This window comes from uncultured Ruegeria sp., from assembly GCF_947500045.1.
Classification (GTDB): domain Bacteria; phylum Pseudomonadota; class Alphaproteobacteria; order Rhodobacterales; family Rhodobacteraceae; genus Ruegeria.
The window spans coordinates 198,881-218,395 of the sequence record NZ_CANMQQ010000007.1; the positions used below are offsets into that span (position 1 = coordinate 198,881).

Here is a 19,515-nt window from a genome sequence, read left to right on the forward strand (position 1 = left end):
AGATGACAGGATTAGTGCGTCCAGAACGACGCTGGCTCTGGTCTATCGAAAAGTTTGCGACACAACCCCGTATGGTGCTAGCGGATCCGGCCCAAAGCAAAACCACGTGCTTGAAGCACTTTATCACAAGCTGGTTTTCCCGATCCGGTCTCACGATCCTTATGCGATACCGTTCTTTATCCAAATCCATTTCCGCCGCCTCACAGCTCATACGCTTTACGCGTTAGCAGCCAGAGCCCGGTAGACTTCCGCCTTTGCTCATCAAGGCCCAGAGGATCTTCGCCATCCACTGCCCTCCCACACATGCATGCATATGAGAGAAGGATGTTTGCCAACGCCACGCGTACCAGCGGTGGCGGCTTGCGCTCGATTAGGGTGGTCAATGCCCGCTAAAGTTCATGACAGGTCCCTCAGGTTTCCAGCGCAAGAACCAGTGGGCCGGGCTCTTGCCCCACATCTGGCGTTAACAGTTGCCGCAATTCCGGCAGGACATCCCGTCGGCAAGATGGGGAACTTTCCAAATAATCGAGCAAATTCTTACATCTGCGAGGGGCCAGCCAGCCACAACAGTGATCCAGAAAGCGTTCACGCCGGACGATCTCATACCAGAACGTGCCAGCGAAGAATTCGGAAATGGAATCTCCGAAAACACACGAGCGCAGCGCGTGATGCATTTCGTTGGCGCAAGGTTCATTTGATATAGAAGCTAAGACACTTGATACACAATTCGCCGACAAAGCGTGAGCCGGAACCAAGTATGGCACCATCTGAACAAGCAACAACGGGCCGGTTTCCAACTCTTCAATATCCGCTGCAAACCAATCTGGATCCTGCCGTATTGCGATGAGAAACCCATGCTCCGCGAAGCGCGTGGCGATTTCAGCCCCACACTTCGCCAATTGAGCTAACAGTTCTTCGTTCCTGAGACCTTCCAGGGGTTCGAGCGCTTTGAAATATGCGGCCTTGTTGATCTGAAAGGCGTGATGATATGTAGCCATTCTAGATTAGGACCAGCCTACTGGCATGTGGCCGGATTGAGCGACGTCAGGTGTTCCTTGGCATAGTCGCTTACCGCTTTCTTTGCCGCGTCTGCATCGACATTTTCTGGATGATAGATACTCCAATGGTTGGGATCCTGGTCAGTTGATGTGTGTTTCGCCGTGTATCCTGGCAAACCGACGACGTTGCCTTCGTCGTCTACCGTGAAAGTAAAAGTGCAAGGTTTCTCGAGTATCGCTTCATCGGTCGTGGTGGACAAATCAGGATTAAACCGGAACTGGCTTGGTGACAGTTTGGCCTTCATCGTCTTACTGTTGGCATCGAGTCCGCGATACACGATCGTATCATCCAGCGGTCCCGCATCCTGAAAAAGACTGCAACCGGCGAAAATAAAAAACACGCCGATCAGCATAAATTGCGTAATTTTGTTCAATAAACTTTCGGACACAATTATTTCCTTTTTCTAATTTCTCTTGGGTTATTTGCGCTGTCGCCACTCCTCTAAGGTGGCAACAGCGTAAACACGAAGCGCGTACGAGAAAAACGTCGAAACATGAGGCGTTGCGCGAACCAGAACAGCATCGCTGAGGTCTGGCGGATTAAATGGTCGCGTAGATTGTTGGCCCCCACGTTCAGCCCTCGTTCTGGGTAAAACCAGAAAAACGGGAAGCCTACCCACCGATATTCTCAGGCGTTGCGCCATTGTTTCTCGCCCAGCGAATCTGAATTTCTTAGGTTGCCGACATGCGCGAAGTTGCCGCCAACTTCGTGCTTCCGGCCATGATTGTAACCGATTTGGACGAGAAAGCATGATCAACCTTGAACGAAACCTCGCTGTCGGTGGGCGTCCCAACCAGAGACACGGCTTGCGGCGAGGACCCTTCCACCTCTACACTTACATGTCCAGCGGGGTGGCCGCCCAGAAGGTGGCTTCCCTTGATACTGTAATTTTGCCCAACCGACAGATTGCCTGTCATCTTCGTATTGCCAGAATCAAAAACCCCGCTGATTTGGGGCGTGTTACTGGGCGCGGCAACCATAAAGGCAGTACCTGTCGTCACGATATTCTGCTTTGTGGTTTTCTGATGTGGCGCTGTGCCTGTCGTGATATGGGCCACGATGGTCGCCGGTGTCGCCTTTGACATTGGCTGTGTCGGCGTGAAGCCAACAACATTGGATTGCGGATTTGCCGCAGGAATGCTTTCGCCACCATCGAAATCGACCGTGAACTCAATTTTGGGGTCCGATTTCGGATCGATTCCGGTTACCTCGTTTAAGAAGGCACCCAGAATGAAATAGGGTTGATTTGGGGTAAGCGTTGTCGGCGCGGGGTTGCCAGCGGGGGTTTCAACAGCGGTCACGGTGGGTTTGCGTTCAACCAGGTCTTGTAAGAAGTCAACGAGTTCCAAGTATTCGAGGTCACTTTCCACTGACAACAGATCGCCAGCATATTTTCGAATAAATTTTGGCGTGACGAACATGTACGTGTCTTTATGCAAAAGCAAGTGCAGCGAGCTCGACTGCTCTTTGATACACGGGCCGAGCGTAAAGCTCTGGCTGGCGATCTTAGAGTCGACGTAGCATACCAGCGCGCTGACGACGGGCATGCCCATTAGGTATTCACAAACAAAAACAATAGTACCGACACGACCATCGCTCTTGTTGTTTTTCCCGCTGATTTGCAAACCCCGCTTGCCGATTGAAGACACCATCGCTTGCGCGAAGGCCATTTCCCCCGATCCAGTTGCCAGGCCGAGCAGACCTTCGATCAGCTCTTTGCTAACAGTGACGCCCCAGGAAGACATTTCGTGGGTTATGTCTTCTTCACTTACTTGGATGAATAACCCTGAGCCAGCCACGATCCCTTCGATGGCCTCGTAATCGTAAATCGAATAGAAACTGCCCGTCTTCGGATTAATCGTCGTAGACATGGCGCGGGTCATTGCTGCGAAGTAAACCGAAACTTCCGCGAATACGTCTCTGACTTCTTGCGAGATTTCTTCAGACCCAATCTCGGTCGAAGCCATCATGATGTTGCCGGTTTCGTTAAAAACGTATCTTTTTTCGGCTTGAAGATTGAATGGGTCAGGTTGCGGTTTTTGTAACTTTGTAGGTGCAATTGTGGGAGTCTTGGCCAAAACTATTCTCCAATTATATTTAATAAAATCAATTGTCTGTCAAAACAACAACGCAATTATATAAGTAAAGTACCAATTCAAATAATTATGAACAGGTACACGAACCAAGCTATTTAGACAAGTATTTCCCCGGTCACTTTAATGGAGGTACCAATCTGAACTCTTCAAAATGATATTGGAGTATGATGAGGGGCGGGTGCCGTTGGGCGGGAAATTGTTGCTTCGCTGCACGGCGAATGTTGCGAGAGTATTGTCGCAAACTTTCACTCAGCCAAAGAGTATCGTATCGACCAGACACAATTTCCCCGCTAGAACCGCAAACTGCGCCGAGCCATCGCCCTCCAGTTCGAACTGTTTCTTTCGGATCGTCTGAGCGACTTCGCTACCATAGAGCTTCGCTGGAGCCGAAGTGAAAGGTTTCAACCCAAGTATCAACTGTGCTCTTCGTCGGATGAAACAGGAATTTTGTTCCACGATGTCGTTGAGATACTTCCGACTTACCACCTCGATAGAGATCGGGCAACGGACTCCTTTCAGCACCTTGTTAACGGCCTGGACACCTGCGGTTTTGGCCACACATTTGTCTATGGCAACGTTCCTGGGAAGGCCGTTGACCTCCACCATTCGGGCGAAGAACCTCGTGGCGGTTGGCTTGTTTCGGCGACGTGTGGTTTCAGAAATGCCGTAGACATATCGCCTGACTCAGAGGTTCAGTATGGTGCGGTCAACTGATACACCGTGCTCGGCCATGATTTCTTCCAGATCCCGACATGGGACATCAAATCGAACATAGAATAATACTGCATCAGGATCACCTCTTTTGGATACTACGCACCATTGAAAGAAATCATGAACCAACCTTCAGCTGGATAATGCCATTCACCACACAGGCGCTAACGCCACAAAGATAAATGGTTAAAAATTTACAACAGGACCCAGTAGCCGACGCGTATCGCCAGCAAACGGTTGCATTGTTAAATCAATACAACCGTTTCAAGGAAAAAGTACCCCAGATCAACTTCGAGTTCGGGCCCGGCCTCTGTAGTGACCAAAACCGGGGTCGATCTGGGATCGCTCGTTCAGACGGGTGCGGAGGTTAGCCTCCGTTTGAATTCGCCAGCGGAGGCTGAGCAAAGTCATTTGCCTGGGGCGTAAGCTCCGCAGCCCCGGTGCCGGGCATAAGTTCGAACCCTAAATCGAACTGGTCCAATGTGGATGCCAGTTTTGCCACAAGGTCCGTGTTGCCTTCGGACTGTGCCGTGCCTTCCGCCAGCAATTCGGTCAGCTTACGCTCACCCGTCATGACCTTTTCCAGATCGGCCCGGTTCAAACTGATTGACAAATCTGCATTCGGGGCTGTTTGGTCGACGATGTGGGTCAATGTGGCATTGCTCATCTCGACCACGATGTTCTCATCCCGGTCCGGAATGGACAGGTTGATGACAAACTCCATATCTGCTGCTTTTGCGCTATTGACGCGAATGGCGATAAAATCCAACCACATCGAAGTTTCCATTGCCCGGATGGTGTCGGGACCTGTGGTTTCGATGGTGGCACCTTGCGGGATGCCATTGCGCAGCTCATAGGCGGCACCCAAGAACGAGTTGCGGACCGAGGGGCTTTCTTTCTGGTATCCGATCTGTTCGAACGCATCTGCCAGCAGATCCTTGGCTTGCTGGTTATCCGGTTCGGCATAGACCAGTTTGTTCAGAATTTCGGTTGTATGCAGGTACTGACCCGCGTTAAACAACGCCTGTCCTTTGGCCAGGATCGGTTCGGCACCCCCCATCATCTCGACAAACAGCGGCGCGCTGTCCTTTGGGGACAGGGGCGTCAAAGTGGTCGGATTGGCATCCCAATACCCCAAATACCGGTTAATGACCGCACGGCTGTTATGCTCGACCGAGCCATGGTAGCTGCGCGCTGCCCATTGCTGCTGCAGGCTTTCCGGCACCTCATAGACATTGTGGACCTCGTTGATGGTTACACCCTTGTTGGCCAGGTTCAACACGCCGTTGTTGAGGTTGGCATAGGTGTCACGTTGCGCACGCATCACTTCTTGAATGCGGTCATTGCCGAAGCGGGGCCAGGAATGAGAGGCGAACATCAAATCAGCGTCTTTCCCGAATTCATACAATGCGTCGTTGATATGCTTGGACCAGCTGAGCGCATCGCGCACCAGCGCGCCACGCAGGGTATAGATGTTGTGGATCGTGCCGGTGATGTTTTCCGCCGCCCAGAAGGCCTTGAGATCGGGGAAATAAGTGTTCATTTCAGCCGGTGCCTCAGTGCCGGGCGTGTTCTGGAAGATCATACGCACGCCGTCGATGGTGATCTCTTCATAGTCATCCGAGACGTAGCGGGTCGGCTCGATCAGGCCGGTGGTGCCAGCTGAGATATTCTTGCCGATCGACTGATCCACGTGGCCATGCGGATCGCGCGGCAGCAAAACACCGTATTGGAAGAACAGGCGGCGGTTCATCACGTTGCCGGCGTAGACGTTTTCCGACACGGCATGTTCCATAAATCCTTCGGGCGCGATGACCTCGACGCCATTGGCAACATCTTCATCGGTGATGACACCGCGGACACCGCCATAATGATCGGCGTGGGAATGGGAATAGATGACCGCTTTGACCGGCAGTTCTTCGACCGTATCGTTCAGCAGCTTCAACGCGGCTGCGGCGGTTTCCTTTGACGCCAGAGGGTCAAAGATGATCCAACCGCTGTCACCCCGGATGAACGAGATATTCGACAGGTCAAAGCCACGCACCTGATAGATCTTGCCTTCCAGGATCTCGTAGAGGCCGTAGTTCATGTTCAGAATTGCCTGCCGTTGCAGCGATGGATGGATCGAGTCAAAGACCTGACCGTCTTCGAGCAGGAAATCATAGCTGCCGATATCCCATGCGACCGTTCCGTCTTCGGTTTTGATCTGACGATAGTCAGGAACTGCAATCAGACCTTTGCGGCTTTCTTCAAAGTCACGCCGATCTTCAAACGGCAGAGCGTCACGCATCTGTTCCTGAAACTCGACAGTGAATTCCGATGGCATCTTGCCCTTGGGGTCAAAATGTTGCTGCGCAGCCCCAACACCCCCGGTCAGCATCAATAGTGCGGTGGTGAAAAGTAGTTTTTGTCGGCGTGCCATGATCAGACAGCTCCTGTCGAAGAGAATTCAATAATCGAAAGCGGCAAGGAACCGGCTACAAAACCAAATCACGAGGAAAAACCTGGTCGTTCACGTAGAACGGCATCTTTTCGAATACAAAGGCCGTTTCCTTGTCGCTCCGGCGCTTGCCTGCATGGCAAAGTGCTTGCCCGTGTTAGCGAAAGAAATACAGCAGAGAAGTGCGAACATGTTGCTACCTGCCGTTGATCCCCTGTATTACACCCGGAGTTGCGTGTTGATTGTTTGTTTTCTTTAGATTTTTTCGGAAGTGAGGTTCTTTGGGTGGACATATCGGAAAATGACATTCGGGCGCAGTTGCATCGTCTATTGACCCATCCCGACTTTGCAGCGACACCGCAACGCCGCGCCTTTCTGTCCTACATCGTTGAAGAGTATCTGTCCGGTCGCGCTGATCAGATCAAAGGTGTTTCCATCGCTATGTCTGTTTTTGACAGGGATGAGACATTTGATCAGCAAATCGACCCGATTGTCCGGCTTGAGGCACGACGCCTGAGACAGGACATAGATGGCTATTATGCCGGACCGGGCCGAGAAGATCCGCTTCGCCTGACTATTCCCAAGGGCGGGTACGCCCCAAGGTTCGAACGTGTTGCACCGCCTGAACAACCGGGTCCTTCACCCGAGGTCGCGCCACTGGGAATCCGCAACCCCCGACGAATTCCCGCGATCGGTCTCGGTGTTGCCGGGCTATTGGCACTATGCGCGTTGGTCTGGTTTGTGTTTGTTGGCTGGTGGACATCAAGCCTTTCAGCCTCTGAAGGAACATTACCGCAAGGCCCTGTCGTGGCTGTCCTTCCGTTTGACACACTAGGAGAAGGGCCGGGTTATTTTGCAGATGGACTGACCCAGCAGTTGACCAGTGAGTTGGCTCGATTTCGTGACATTTGGGTTCTTCCTTTGGGCAGTGGCCAGCGCTCGCCCCATGAGCGTACTGATCTGCAGGGCTTGAGAACAGAGTTCAATGCGAATTTTGCGCTTGAAGGAAGTGTTCTCGACAAGGGTGATACCATTGTGCTGTCAGCCCGCCTCATCGACCTCAAGAGCCAGCGATACGTTTGGGTGAATGACTATTCCACGGGCCGCGCCCCTAGCGATATCTACTCTGCCCAAGATAGAATAATCAGCGATGTAATCGGAAGATTGGCCGGAAAATACGGTGTCCTGACTCAGGATGCGATGAAAACTGCGACCAGAACGCCACCAAGTAACCGCGATGCCTATGATTGCGTGCTTAGCTATTACAGTTACCAGATCACAATCGATCATGGCCGTCATCCGGCAATCATGGGCTGCATTCAACGATCTCTGGAACAAAGCCCAGACTACGCCGAAGCATGGGCCGTGTTATCCAATCTATATCTTCAACAAATCCGCTTTGGTCTTGGCGGCGACCGCCAAGAGTTGATCGCCGCAGCCTCCGATGCGGCGCGGCGTGCCATTGAGATAGACCCGAACCTGGCGGTCGGACATTTGATGCTGGCCAATATGCGCTTTGTTCGCGGAGATTTTGATGGGTTTCGCAATGCCGGTCAGATTGCTGTTGACCTAAGCCCAAATGACAGTTCTGTTCTTGCGCACTACGGCATGAGGCTCGCCTTCAACGGTGATTGGGATGAAGGTCTCGCCATTGTGGATCGGGCCATCGCCTTGAACCCCGTACATCCGCATTGGTACCATTTCCCGCGTATCTTTTATGAATTTGATCAGGGAAATTACCAGCAGGCGCTCACGGTTCTGGACCAAATTGATATGCCAAACTTCCTTTGGACACACCTTTGGAGCGCGGCTTTGAATGCGGGTTTGGAACGCCAGCAAGAGGCCCGGTCCTCGCTGAATGAACTGTTTTTGCAACGACCCACATTTGCATCCGAAGCAAACAGCATTCTCTCAATCTGGCAACTGGGCGATCAGTTCGAACAGAAGCTTTTAGGCAGTCTTCACAAGGCCGGTCTCGAGATCGATAAATGAACAATTAGGTCCCAGCAGTTTGAGCTCAGAACGATGTTGCTCAGGATTTATTTGGAATGAGTGATCTTTAGGTGCGCGTGCGGGCTCGGTAGCAATTTTTGTCCCCACCTGTCAGGTCGTGCGTATTTTTGATAGCCCGTGCTCGGAAAAGACGAGAGCGGTCCGTGACGATTTCGTTCAGAGGCGCGCATTTTCCGAAAAGGGGTGATTTTGCACGCTGTTTTCTTTTATCTTCGATGCGGCGTGTCATATCGCGACCTTGACGAAGCCATGGCGGAAGGTGGTGTAACCGCGAAAAGCTTGCATCAAAGCACTTCGAAACTCAGCTTCGAGCACAAAGCGTAAAACGCAGTTTTTATCGTAGCGTCTGCTCTTGTTGAGGATTGGTAAAAAAGCACTGGTCGTCGCGTCATTTTGACAATTTGGGTGGACCGTTGGGACAATCAATGTAGTAACCCCAGCCTCCATTTTCGAGACGCCTTGCGACTTCTGTTGAGCTCCCCTGTGTTAGGATGTTCCCCTCAGCATCCTCAAACACCCAGTCAGCCAGGAGAAGGGCAGTATCGCCATTGATAAGTTCGCTGGATATATTTGATTTCAAAATCGGGCGCAGTGGGACAAACTCCTGGAATATCTTCCGTGCGCCGTCCAAACCAAGTGCGGGTGGCTCACCGGGTAGAAAATGTATCTGACACTCAGGGTGGAACATGGATAACACCCCCTCGAGGTCTCCGGTCTTCAGATAGGCCGCGACACAGGTTGCAATGTCTCTGGGCCGGTCGGCAATCTGCTTGGGGTTGGATGTCATGCGGGACTCCTAAAGTCATGAATAATTTGCAATTGTGTTCGGTGTATCTGGCTAGAAATCGAAAGACCCGGCTGCGCGCCCTTTTTCGGGTAGCCATGTTTCGTGGATATGAAGCCATTTGACGGGTGGCCCCATGTCTATCAACGCGCTGGTGATGCGCGCGTTATTAGATGGGTCCGAGTTTGACACACCAATTTGCCACTCCGTGTACGTCGCCAGAACTATCGTACCCACCTGCTGCCGTATTGCGACATCATGGATTTGGATTTTGAAGCCTGTGTTTGCACCATAGCTGTTTTCAAACATCGTTCTTAACGCGCCGCTGCCAACAACGTGGCCTTCTGGTGAAATGTACGTCACGCAGTCATCAAAGCGCGAGAGGAGACGAGATTCCAGCTGATCCCGCGCAATGTTGCCATTGAACCAGTCAGCAAAAAATTCATGGATATCAGTGATTTCATAACGAACGGTTTCAAGGACGCTCATGTCAAAACCGTCACGCCGCGTCACGCTGATCGTTATTGTCGATATCCAGCTGCATTTTCCAGGATCCATCTGGATGCCTTCGATAAATCAAGGCAATACGCCCTTGGCCGCTGCCGGTCTCACCTGAACTTTTATTCGAGACAGCAACCGTGAAACGGCCAACCAAAAGCGCCATATCGCCATAGACTTTCAAATGCTCGATATCGAAGGTAGAGCTAAAGGAATTGGCTTCGATGCGCGGTCCATATTTGTCCCGGATGGCCTGAATGCCAATCGTGGTTGGCTGATATTCATTGCATACAACCACTTCCGGGTCGCACGTTTTCTCCATCCGCTCCAAATCGCCGGAATCAAGGCCATCCAACCATTCGTTCAGGACTAATTTAATCGCTTCGATATCATCCATTGTTCTCTCCGGCACGGTGTCAAATTCTTCTTGTCAATTGGTTTATCTGGTCGATATCATAAGAAAAATACCGATATGTCTCACACAGCGTTAGAAATACCGATCAATGAAACGTAACCAACTCAGCGATGTATCGATCTTCGTGGAAGTCGCGCGCACAAATGGATTCCGGTCCGCGGCGGACAGCCTCAAGCTCAAACCAGCCTCGGTCAGCGACGCTGTACAGCGATTTGAAGACCGTCTTGGCATCCGTTTGATTGAACGCACCACTCGATCCGTCACCTTAACGTCAGCAGGCGAGCAGCTCTACCGCCGAAGCTTGCCTGCAATTACCGATCTTGAGGCGGCCGTGCGAGAACTCGACGCGCACAAGGATAGGGTTGCGGGCACGCTTCGCATTTCAGCTCCATATAGCGCTGGTGCATTTTTCCTCGACGATCTCGTTAGCCGGTATGCCACGCTTTACCCGGACGTGAGCGTCGAATTGATTTACGATGATACCAAGGTCGATTTGGCGGAAGCAAAGATTGATGTCGGAATACGATCAAACACCTTGTTGGAACCTCATACATATGCGCTTCCAATTGGCCCTGCTCTTCGGATGACCATCGTCGCCTCACAGGCGTATCTGGAGCAGCGCGGGGTTCCGACAAAACCAGAACACATCCTTGATCATGACGGTATCTGCTTTGCGTTCAACCGCAGTGGGTCACTGGCACCATGGATGTTTGAAAACGAGGATGGACCATTTTCCATCATGCCAAAACCACGCATGCTAGTGAATGATCTTCGCTCGCTTTTGTCATACACCAAAGCTGGCTTGGGCCTCGCCTATATTTATGAAAAGGTGGTCCAGGCCGACTTAGATAAGGGTAAGCTCATAGCTGTTTTACCCGGGCAGGTGTCCGCACTGCCGCGCTATTCGCTGAATTATCATAGCAAAAGACATATGCCGCGAAGACTTGTGGCATTTATCGATATGGCGAAATCGTCCAACACGACTGATAGCTGACTTTGCTCGATTGTGTGTAATGGGTGAAGATGTCCGCATCGTCGACGAAATCTCCACCGCCAGCGGACGTTCCTGATCCCCAAACAGTAACCTTATAGCCGCGATTGTGGATGCTGCGCTGTCTCCGAAGTCCTCTGTAAGCCCATTTCGACTGATGCGGCACCTTGCATGAACGGCCTCAAAAGTCGGTAAGTTGTCGTTCGTTGGTTGTGATGGCCCACCTCTTGGTATTTGTCGATCAAAGTACCGCTGAGTGTTTCTTAGCTTGGCATCCTAAGTGTCTAGCCGCACTCTGAGCAAATCGACGGCCTGATCGAAGATTCGCACATCTTCATCCGCACGCACGGCGAGATGTGCGCCTTCCAGCAGTGCCAAAATCGCGTATGCTTCGTGGCGAGGGTCTGATACACCCGCAATGGAATGATCGTTAAGTCCAGGCTCGAGCTTGGCTGCTAGCCAGCTTACCATCATGGCGCGAAAGGCGGTTACCCGCAAACCAACAGCAGTTTTCACTATCAGCTCCGAACCTTTGACCAATCTCAACCGCAAGGCCGTCCAACACATTTGAACTAATGGATCGGATGATGGTATCGACATCGTCTGGTTGACCCTTAATTGTTGATATAAAAGACAAATGACCTGACCTTAAAGATGTTTTCAGGCGGTATGAGTGCACCGTCTCTCTTTGTAGCAAAGTAAAAACCTCGTAAGTAATCATTTGCATCCTCGATTTCCGCTGACTGTCCCGCCCTTTTTGCTATCAGATTGGACCAGTTCACGAGCCGATAGTTAAATGTATTCGCGAGAGCATCAGGATCTAGCCAGTTGACATCGACGACGAATACAGGGGTATCTGCCCTAAACGCCGATGAAAGAATGATAAGGTCACCCATGTTTTCACCAGGAGCATCGATTATCGCTGCATCTAAAAAAATTGTCGCCGCATCTTCGTGGTTCCCAAGAGGGAGATACCGCATAGTCACGGACGTCGAGGTTACGGACTCCCGCTCGCCCATCTTGAAAGAAGACTTCCCGCCTGCGGGTGGTCCGATCAGAATTGCCTAGTGTGGCAGCTCGGCTCGAAAGACTCCCCCTAAGAATATCCGGGCCGTTCGGCCACTGAAATGATGTTCATCTGCCAATTTGTGAAAAACTATCATGTAGATCCAGCAGAAATATCCCGCTGACAACGTCAAAACAAATATCAAAGCTGCAGCCAACAATTCTACCCTTTCCCATGAGTTGGCGTGCGCTTGTTCAATCTAGCTATTTTCAACGGAAATGGCCGAATAAAACCCTGCAATCACTGCGAGCACCAGTGAAAAACAGAACCAGGCAAACCAGGAGTCACCACCACCCTTACTGAGGGATCCGACTATGTCACTTTGGGATGTCTGTCCTCTTAGTGAACTGTTGCGGGTGAAGGATCGCAGAGTCTCCATCAAATTCTGTAGAATTTTTGAGTCTTCGTCCGCTGCTCGCTCCGCAAAAAGCCTTATCACCCCTGAGAAAAAAGTGGTGAACAGAATTATTAGGGCGCCGCCATAATTATCGATATGGTGTTCTAACCCTTCAACCAAGCCAAAGTGATTGGTGCCGGGATATAGACTCCAATCCATCAGCAGAACCGTGGTTCCTAGAACAAAAAAAGCCATGGGCAATATGACCGCAATGCGTGTCATGTTTTTGTAAATTGCGAGGGTCCGGTTCCACCGATCTGGATCTTCATTCACTGAAAGAATCCAGAAGTACTGGGCAACCATGCGGCTAGCAACGAGTACCACAAGAACCAAAATAGTGATTGCTCCCATAGACATATCTGTCATCAATACAACCCCCCTAACCACTACACCTGCTTTGGCAGCCCAAACTCGAGCTGAAGTTAGTTACGTCCAAGAACTGCATTTCGATCTAGACCGTCATATTATGCCAAACTGTATGAACCCGTCTGAAAATACCTTCCAATGAGCGACCGTTAATCCGACTGCGTGAACATGATGATTGCCTGCGCGCTCCGTCGTAGATGCGACTGATCGAGTTGTAGGTACGCCATCAGTTGCAGTTGGTCGGATCTGCGCGGCAGGCCGCAAGCCGTTCGCGTTGCTTGATCAGATCGGCCTCAGCCTGCAATGCTTTTGCCTGGTCTGCAGCACTTGGGCCCTGCAAATCTCCGACTGTGGTATTCGCAAGGCTAATTGCGTCTGAAGTCCCTGATTCCGAAGCATATTTGAGGGTTGTCAGCGTTCCAGCATCCGAAAATGCTACCACAAACTCGTTCTTGCCGAACGCGGGAGTTTTAGGGAGTGGGATTTCGTATTCATTGCCTCTCAACGCCATCAGGACGGTTCCCTTCCATATCGGAGTAGTGGAAGTACCTGCCAGGATACGGGCTTTGACACGTGTCAGTTGCCTTGCTCGAATGGTTTCGTTGTTCTCTCCGGCTGGTGCTGTCACCGGGTGTTTGAGTTTTGCAAGATCTGACGGGTGAATATGCGCACGTAAATTACCCACGCTTTCAGTCGTTCTCTTGTTAAGTTCCTCCTCATACACCGCCGTCGCCCCCACCGGCTTCAGTTTTTGAGGTGCACTCAAGGGCACGGTCATCTGGGCGGAATACTGAAGTGTAAGTATTCCGTTTTTGTTCCCGTGCTTGACGATGTATTCACACAAGGTGATCTCTTTGACTGTCCCGTCCGGACTTTTCTCAAGAACTCCTACACCGACCGCCTTCACTCCCAGAGTTTTTGCGAAGCCCAAGGCAGATTCTACGATCTGGCGTGCAGTGCCCGTCTGCGTCGAATTGATCCCTTGCAGTCGGCCATCCTCAGAGAGCGTGACAGTTACGCTGGGATCAGTAAATGGCCCCTTAAGTTTCTTTAGGTCAAACTCCTGAAGAGAAGCCGGGTCAGCGAAATTCGAAATGACCGGGCTTACCGCATCAGTGATCTCGAGTTGACCACCTCCGCTGCACCGCAGTGCACGGGAGACATCCAGCCGAAGCGCGCTTTTTGTCAGGTAGTACTGTGACGATACATCAGGAATTTTGGCACATCCGGAAACGGCTATCAGAGTGCCGCTCAAGAGTCCTAGAAGCATGTTTGATGTCTTAAAAGACAAGCTAGGTCCAACTTCAGGCATGTCACAGTCCCCCTAATTCTGATTTGCGTTCATGCTGCACGCGAGCAAATTTTTCGCTTTCAATTCCACACAATTCTGGCGCGTCATTTTCGCCTCACAAACTACCATTAATAGGCACAACAAGGCTGGCGCCGCAGATTGCAGCCTTGGTCAACCCGTCAATTGCAAAGGTCTCTCGAAAATTGTGGCCGTTGCCACCTTGTCGATGCCGAAGGCGGATTTTTTACGAAAATTTTACGCTACGACGACAAGAATTCAGGACAAGCGTTGCGACAAGCTGTCTAGCCAGTCACCTAGAGGTGACAGGCGAAGGGCGGAGGCCGGGTAGGCCGGATCTGCCAACTGGTCGAAGGAAAAGTCGGGTTCCAGCTGCCTGAGATCCGAAATCACTTTGATTGCATCCAGTTCCCGGTCCGCATTGACCAACAATGCGGCGAGGTATCGTTTGGGGGGCGCGTAATTTGGTGCCATCCCAATAGTCGTTTCAGCAAGCTTGATAGCCTCGACGAATCGACCCGCAACGATTGCCGACTGACATGCCAGCATATTGATTTGGTACTTTTGCGGCCCGTGCCCCGAGATTTCCCGGGCATAAGTCGTGCACCGGAATGAGTCTTCTGCCTCGCCCAGATGCATTTTGGCGACTCCCCAAAAGGCCCAAGCCATTGGATTGATAGGTGAAATCTTCAGGCTCTGTTCAGCAAGTTCGCTGCCTGCGACATAATTTTTGAAGATTACGGACTGAACGTAGGATGCCAAAGCGAGCACCATGGAGTTGTCCGCTCCGCGCTCCAGTGCATGGGCAATGAGCGCCTGCGTTTCTTCCAGCACCGACTCGCGATCCGTCACGATGCGTTCTGCGAACTGAATTATCTTGAGATAGGCCCTCCAGGCCAGATAAATACCTCGGTTGTCGAGATCACTTGCCATGCTCAGCATGTCCTCGGATTCACGAAGGTCGCTGCCATTGAGCGTGAACATTTTTGCGACGGCCCTGAAGCAAAGTGCGGAAGAATGGGATTCCGAGCTCTTTGAGGGGCGAAGTTGACTGTAGCGGTCAATTGCAGCATCCACAGCATGGTTCATAAGCCGCCTCACTTCAACCGTGGCAATTTCGCTCAGTGAATCGGATCGCAGGACTCTGTGTCCAGTCCAGATAATCGAACCGGATTCTGCCGCCTCAAGACGAATTCGAACCCCGGAATGGCTGCCCTGTTTCATCGCATATGTGCGTAAAATGAACTCGAGCCGACCCGGATCGGATCCCATATCCGTTGCTTCGAGCATTTCGATGCTGCCGGCTTCGCCCAATCGCCGAATAACCGCGTCAGATACAAGAGCCGAAAAGAACCGAGCGTCCTTATCGCTTTCGTCCAGAACCGAAAACACTCTCGGTTTTGCGCTGTCTGGAATAATTGATCTCTCTGGCTGTTTTAGCACCGCATTTAACAGGGCCTGATCGGCTCGCCAGCTCTTAAACTCTGAATCGTTTACATTGAGGTCTTCCAGAAAACTCCCCTCGCCACCCGTTTCGACGGTGGCGCGTATCGATATCACCTGCTTATCAGTTTTTAGGAAATCCTTGTAAGGACCAAATGATTTGCGCAAAATCGAAAGACACTGGCGCAGACTGGCGGCGCCCAAGGCCTGGGTTTGTTGGCTCCAAAGTTTTTCTTGAAGCCATGATCGGCTTCTTGTGTTGTTCGGGGACAAGGCAAGTATAGCCAGAAGTGCTCGCCCTTTCTTGCTTGACGGAGTTCGGTCGCTACCATCTGGTCCGAGAACCCGAAAGCGCCCGCGAACATTGATCTTCAAACTTTGCTTCAACAATAAACCGCCTTGGTTGACCGAAAAAAGAATATCAAAAAAGCGTAAAAAACCAAATCTGATTATCGGCCGTCGTTGACTGTTAGGGCACCTCCCCACAGTCTTTGGGGAAAGCGGGAGGAGCCTCTATGTCTACACGATCTATCTTTCACGCAGATCATGCCGACCACGCAGATCATGCAGATCATGCCGACCATGCGGACATGATTCAGATATCCCGCGCGGCGCGAATGATTGAACAGATACGTGGCGATATTGCAGGAGAATGGGCCGAGCCCAATAAAATCCCTCAACTCGAATTCGCAGATGAGGACAATCTGGACCGATGGTCGCCTGTCGTCCGCGCCGAAATCCTGTCACACAGATTGAATAAAGATCTCAAATTCGGACTGGATGATCAAATTGTACGAATTTACACATCTCATCACTTTAAAATTCCCGAGTTGAACGATGTGCTTGCTTTGGCCGAGCGTTTCGGCGGTGCTGCCCTGAAGACCGGAGGTTCCACACTTAGGGCATCTGATTTCGGATTTTGCTTCGATGTGTCGGTCTTCGAAACGACGCGCCCCGATGAATCTGCCTTCGATGAACAGCTCGAACAAGTAGTCGCCGCACAGATGGTGCGCGACGGGCGTTCTTCCGAAATTCTTCGGCAGCGCCATGATATCATTTCTTTTTTTGCTGCTGTTTTTGGGCTTCACCCGAAACAACACACCTACTCAATTGAGCTGCTTGGAACATGTCTACGTGCACTTACGCCAGTAGTGATGGAAGCGAAACATTATCTGGCAAGCCGCCGTCCGGTCGAGTTGTCGGCGCAAATCCATCCGATTATCCAAACACCTGGCCACAGTAGCTTTCCCAGCGGCCACGCAACACAGGCCTACATGTTGGCAAACATTCTTGCGGAACTGACACAGGGTTACGAAGCCAATCTGTACGATGAGATACGCCCCTATCTGAGGCAAAGCTTCCAATTGGCTGCCCGGATCGCCTACAACCGGGTTATAGCGGGCGTTCACTTCCCGATCGACAACGGTTGTGGCGCTCTGCTCGGCAGTGTGATTGGCCAGCACTTCGTCGCTTCTTTCCAAGGCGAGGCCTTCGAGCATGCGCACAGGTTTCTACCTAAAGAGTTCGATGGGCGTTTCGACAGTGACGCCTTCAAAAGGGGGTGGACAGAAGCGAATGAACCGTTGCCACCCTATGTGGAACGTCTGGCGCCTTCCAGCTTGCCTTTGCCCAAAACGGAACCCGATAAGGAGCTAGGGTGGCTCTGGACCCAAGCGCGCGCCGAATGGGAGCTGTGAACACCAATGTCGGAGTGGAAACCATATGACACTATGATCGGGAACACGCCCTATTCGGATTGGCGCGTCGTTGCCGAGGTGGAAAAGTACATTCGAGGCGCAAATTTCGACTCTGAAAAGCTGGCTCGTGCAATTCGGCATATCGAAAACGGAGAAGGCTTTGCTGACAGGTTCCTGGAGCTTTTGGGCCAGTTGGATCAAGTCGCAGCATCCGCGCACTTTAGAACTGAACGCGTAGACGAAGGCTCCCGAATTGTCTACGCCGCCCCAAGCTTGAAGGCAGACAGGCTGTTTGAAGAAGCACAGGACCTTGATTTTGAACTTGGTCCGCTTGTGGACCGGTCAATCTTGCGAACAAATTTGACCGGAGAGGTTTACGAACCGTCATTTCCCAATTTGGATTGGGGACAAGATGACACAATTTGCGCCATCATTGACGACACAATCGGTTTCGCGAATGCGCGTTTTCGGAGGTCTGCAACCGAGACCCGAATTGAGGCCCTCTGGATTATGGACGGCACGAACGCGCACCCAGTCGTCCAACCGTTCGAAGTGTTTGGCGGGCTGGTGTTATTTCGTGACCAGATTAATGAACTTTTACGCAACCACTATTCAGATGGTGCTGTCAATGAGGCCGCATTATACGCCCATTTGGACAGTGAATTCGATGTGGGCCTGAACTTACTGTCAAGCGAGACGCATGGCACGCATGTCCTCGATCTGTTCGCCGGTGCTCCTATGGGCGAACCGCCCGGCAGGTCAGGGGAAAGACCCATCGTTGCAGTTGTACTTCCGCAATTAGCAGTTCGCGATAGCAGCGGAACCCATAGCGAGTTTTTTGTTCAGGAAGCAGTAGCCTGGATCAACAATGTCTCGAAACACTTTACGACTGCCGAGGACGAACAACTTAAATTGGTCACGAATTTCAGCTTCGGGCTTTTGGCTGGCCCCCACGATGGTGGCAGTCTTCTAGAAAGAAGCCTCGCTACGATACCTGCGCGCCCGAAGGCAGCTGCTGTGTTGCCAGCCGGAAACAGCCATGATTCCCGAACACATGCGGTGGCGGAGCTTAGCCCCAAAAAACCAAAATTTGGCATCGAGTTGGAAATCTCACCGCTGAACCGCCTTTCTACGTTCGTTGAAATCTGGCGCCCAAAGTGCGTGACCGAAAGCGATCCAAGGTTAACCTTGTCGTTCGATACACCCTGGGGAGGCTTTGAGGAAGCTGGCCCGAAATTCGGTCAGGGATTCGAATGGCGCCATGAAAATAAAGTGATGATGCGGACATATCATCTGTCCGTCCAGCGGTCTTGCGACGGGGCCGTTTCGAGGGAAGTGGCGATGTTCGCCATTCTTCCGACCACTGCCAACAATGAAGATCTGCCGTACGCGCCCGCAGGAAGTTGGACAGTCTCGCTTACCCTTAACAGCGCAGAACAGGAAACGGTTGACCTTTGGATTCAGCGCGGCGGAAGCGTGTTTGGCTATCCGACTCTTGGTCGCCAAAGCAGGTTTGTCGCAGGGCAGCCGGGTATTGAAGATCTGGGCACCTTGAATGCGCTTGCCACTGCGGATCAGGTGGTTTCGGTTGGTGGCTACGTAGGATCGGATCAATTTGGACCTGCATCTTATACAAGCGCGGGAAGCGCTAGGTTCTATCAGCTTTTACCTGATGCCTCGGCTCCTAGCGATCAAAGCTATTCTGTTCGCGGAGTAGTGGCCAGCGGCACCTTCTCTGGGTCATACGCAAGCCTGAGCGGGACGAGCGTTGCCGCGCCGCAGGTTTCCCGAATGCTGGCAAACTGCGATTTCGGGAACAGTGCTAAAGCGTTTGTTGAACAACAGGCCAGCCGCGATCCAACCAATGAACCATACCGGCTGGGCCACGGTCGATTGTTACGGCGCTAGCCGAGCACGTTCGGCTCCTGGAAACAAAAGTCGATAGTGGGCACTTGATTTCTTGCCACTGGCGCTCGGCTTCTTCGGTCTTTGAGGGCCGGCACAAACTTAGTCAGCCCCAAGGTCAAAAGCCTTGTTCACGTAGATTACCAATAACCAAAAAAGAAGGAGACTAACTATGACTAGTTTCAACGAACCAGGCGGATATCATTCGCCATCACCTGTTCCCACTGGCAATTACATCGTTCAAATGCGGTCCAATATGAAAACGTCGAGTGCGGCGAAAAAACTGCGTTCTCTAAGCACAATGGACGTCGCAGTATCTTCAGAT

General features: G+C 51.7%; 14 protein-coding genes and 2 pseudogenes. 5 read left to right on the forward strand and 11 right to left on the reverse strand.

Annotated features, from left to right (window positions below):
* Window positions 1–1,015: 1,015 nt before the first annotated feature.
* The 4 genes and pseudogenes from Q1B46_RS13725 to Q1B46_RS13740 form a co-directional block, all read right to left on the reverse strand.
* Window positions 1,016–1,447 carry a hypothetical protein gene (locus tag Q1B46_RS13725; RefSeq protein ID WP_299948863.1) on the reverse strand — a complete coding sequence of 144 codons (432 nt, stop codon included), beginning with the start codon at window positions 1,445–1,447 and terminating at the stop codon, window positions 1,016–1,018.
* Between the two features lie 283 nt (window positions 1,448–1,730).
* The gene (locus Q1B46_RS13730; RefSeq protein WP_299948865.1) at window positions 1,731–3,137 is read right to left on the reverse strand and encodes a hypothetical protein; all 1,407 of its coding nucleotides are present in this window, start codon (window positions 3,135–3,137) and stop codon (window positions 1,731–1,733) included.
* A 267-nt stretch (window positions 3,138–3,404) separates the two neighbouring features.
* Window positions 3,405–3,952: pseudogene (locus Q1B46_RS13735) on the reverse strand (DDE-type integrase/transposase/recombinase).
* Window positions 3,953–4,233: 281 nt separating this feature from the next.
* Window positions 4,234–6,288, reverse strand: coding sequence for an alkyl sulfatase dimerization domain-containing protein (locus Q1B46_RS13740; protein WP_299948867.1), 2,055 nt, complete (start codon window positions 6,286–6,288; stop codon window positions 4,234–4,236).
* A gap of 303 nt (window positions 6,289–6,591) precedes the next feature.
* Between Q1B46_RS13740 and Q1B46_RS13745 the strand changes: the two genes are divergently transcribed.
* Window positions 6,592–8,298 (forward strand): hypothetical protein, encoded by a 1,707-nt coding sequence (locus Q1B46_RS13745; protein WP_299948869.1) that lies wholly within the window; start codon window positions 6,592–6,594, stop codon window positions 8,296–8,298.
* A 164-nt stretch (window positions 8,299–8,462) separates the two neighbouring features.
* A pseudogene (locus Q1B46_RS13750) lies at window positions 8,463–8,589 on the forward strand (IS6 family transposase); the annotation flags it as partial.
* Window positions 8,590–8,707: 118 nt separating this feature from the next.
* Here Q1B46_RS13750 and Q1B46_RS22195 read toward each other — a convergent pair.
* Genes Q1B46_RS22195 through Q1B46_RS13760 form a run of 3 tightly spaced genes read right to left on the reverse strand, consistent with a single transcriptional unit; the run spans window position 8,708 to window position 9,998 of the window.
* A complete protein-coding gene (locus tag Q1B46_RS22195) occupies window positions 8,708–9,106 on the reverse strand; it encodes a nuclear transport factor 2 family protein (protein WP_366871541.1) in 399 nt (132 codons plus the stop codon).
* 51 nt (window positions 9,107–9,157) lie between these two features.
* Complete coding sequence (locus Q1B46_RS13755) at window positions 9,158–9,592, reverse strand: hypothetical protein (protein ID WP_299948871.1); 435 nt, start codon at window positions 9,590–9,592, stop codon at window positions 9,158–9,160.
* 10 nt (window positions 9,593–9,602) lie between these two features.
* Window positions 9,603–9,998: a DUF4440 domain-containing protein gene (locus Q1B46_RS13760; protein WP_299948873.1), complete on the reverse strand. Its 396-nt coding sequence runs from the start codon at window positions 9,996–9,998 to the stop codon at window positions 9,603–9,605.
* A 106-nt stretch (window positions 9,999–10,104) separates the two neighbouring features.
* Here Q1B46_RS13760 and Q1B46_RS13765 point away from each other — a divergent pair, with 106 nt between their 5' ends.
* Entirely contained in the window at window positions 10,105–11,010 is a 906-nt protein-coding gene (locus Q1B46_RS13765) for a LysR family transcriptional regulator (protein WP_299948875.1), read from the forward strand.
* Between the two features lie 273 nt (window positions 11,011–11,283).
* Here the strand turns inward: Q1B46_RS13765 and Q1B46_RS13770 are convergent, their stop codons facing one another.
* The 4 genes from Q1B46_RS13770 to Q1B46_RS13785 all read right to left on the reverse strand — a co-directional run bounded on the left by Q1B46_RS13770 (window position 11,284) and on the right by Q1B46_RS13785 (window position 15,975).
* A complete protein-coding gene (locus Q1B46_RS13770; RefSeq protein WP_299948877.1) occupies window positions 11,284–11,523 on the reverse strand; it encodes a hypothetical protein in 240 nt (79 codons plus the stop codon).
* 749 nt (window positions 11,524–12,272) lie between these two features.
* The gene (locus tag Q1B46_RS13775) at window positions 12,273–12,836 is read right to left on the reverse strand and encodes a hypothetical protein (RefSeq protein WP_299948879.1); all 564 of its coding nucleotides are present in this window, start codon (window positions 12,834–12,836) and stop codon (window positions 12,273–12,275) included.
* A 226-nt stretch (window positions 12,837–13,062) separates the two neighbouring features.
* Complete coding sequence (locus Q1B46_RS13780) at window positions 13,063–14,148, reverse strand: hypothetical protein (RefSeq protein WP_299948881.1); 1,086 nt, start codon at window positions 14,146–14,148, stop codon at window positions 13,063–13,065.
* Window positions 14,149–14,403: 255 nt separating this feature from the next.
* A complete protein-coding gene (locus tag Q1B46_RS13785; RefSeq protein ID WP_299948883.1) occupies window positions 14,404–15,975 on the reverse strand; it encodes a hypothetical protein in 1,572 nt (523 codons plus the stop codon).
* A 230-nt stretch (window positions 15,976–16,205) separates the two neighbouring features.
* Between Q1B46_RS13785 and Q1B46_RS13790 the strand changes: the two genes are divergently transcribed.
* Both Q1B46_RS13790 and Q1B46_RS13795 read left to right on the forward strand, forming a co-directional pair.
* The gene (locus Q1B46_RS13790) at window positions 16,206–17,285 is read left to right on the forward strand and encodes a phosphatase PAP2 family protein (RefSeq protein ID WP_299948885.1); all 1,080 of its coding nucleotides are present in this window, start codon (window positions 16,206–16,208) and stop codon (window positions 17,283–17,285) included.
* Between the two features lie 552 nt (window positions 17,286–17,837).
* Window positions 17,838–19,193 carry a S8 family serine peptidase gene (locus Q1B46_RS13795; protein WP_299948887.1) on the forward strand — a complete coding sequence of 452 codons (1,356 nt, stop codon included), beginning with the start codon at window positions 17,838–17,840 and terminating at the stop codon, window positions 19,191–19,193.
* Window positions 19,194–19,515 lie beyond the last annotated feature (322 nt).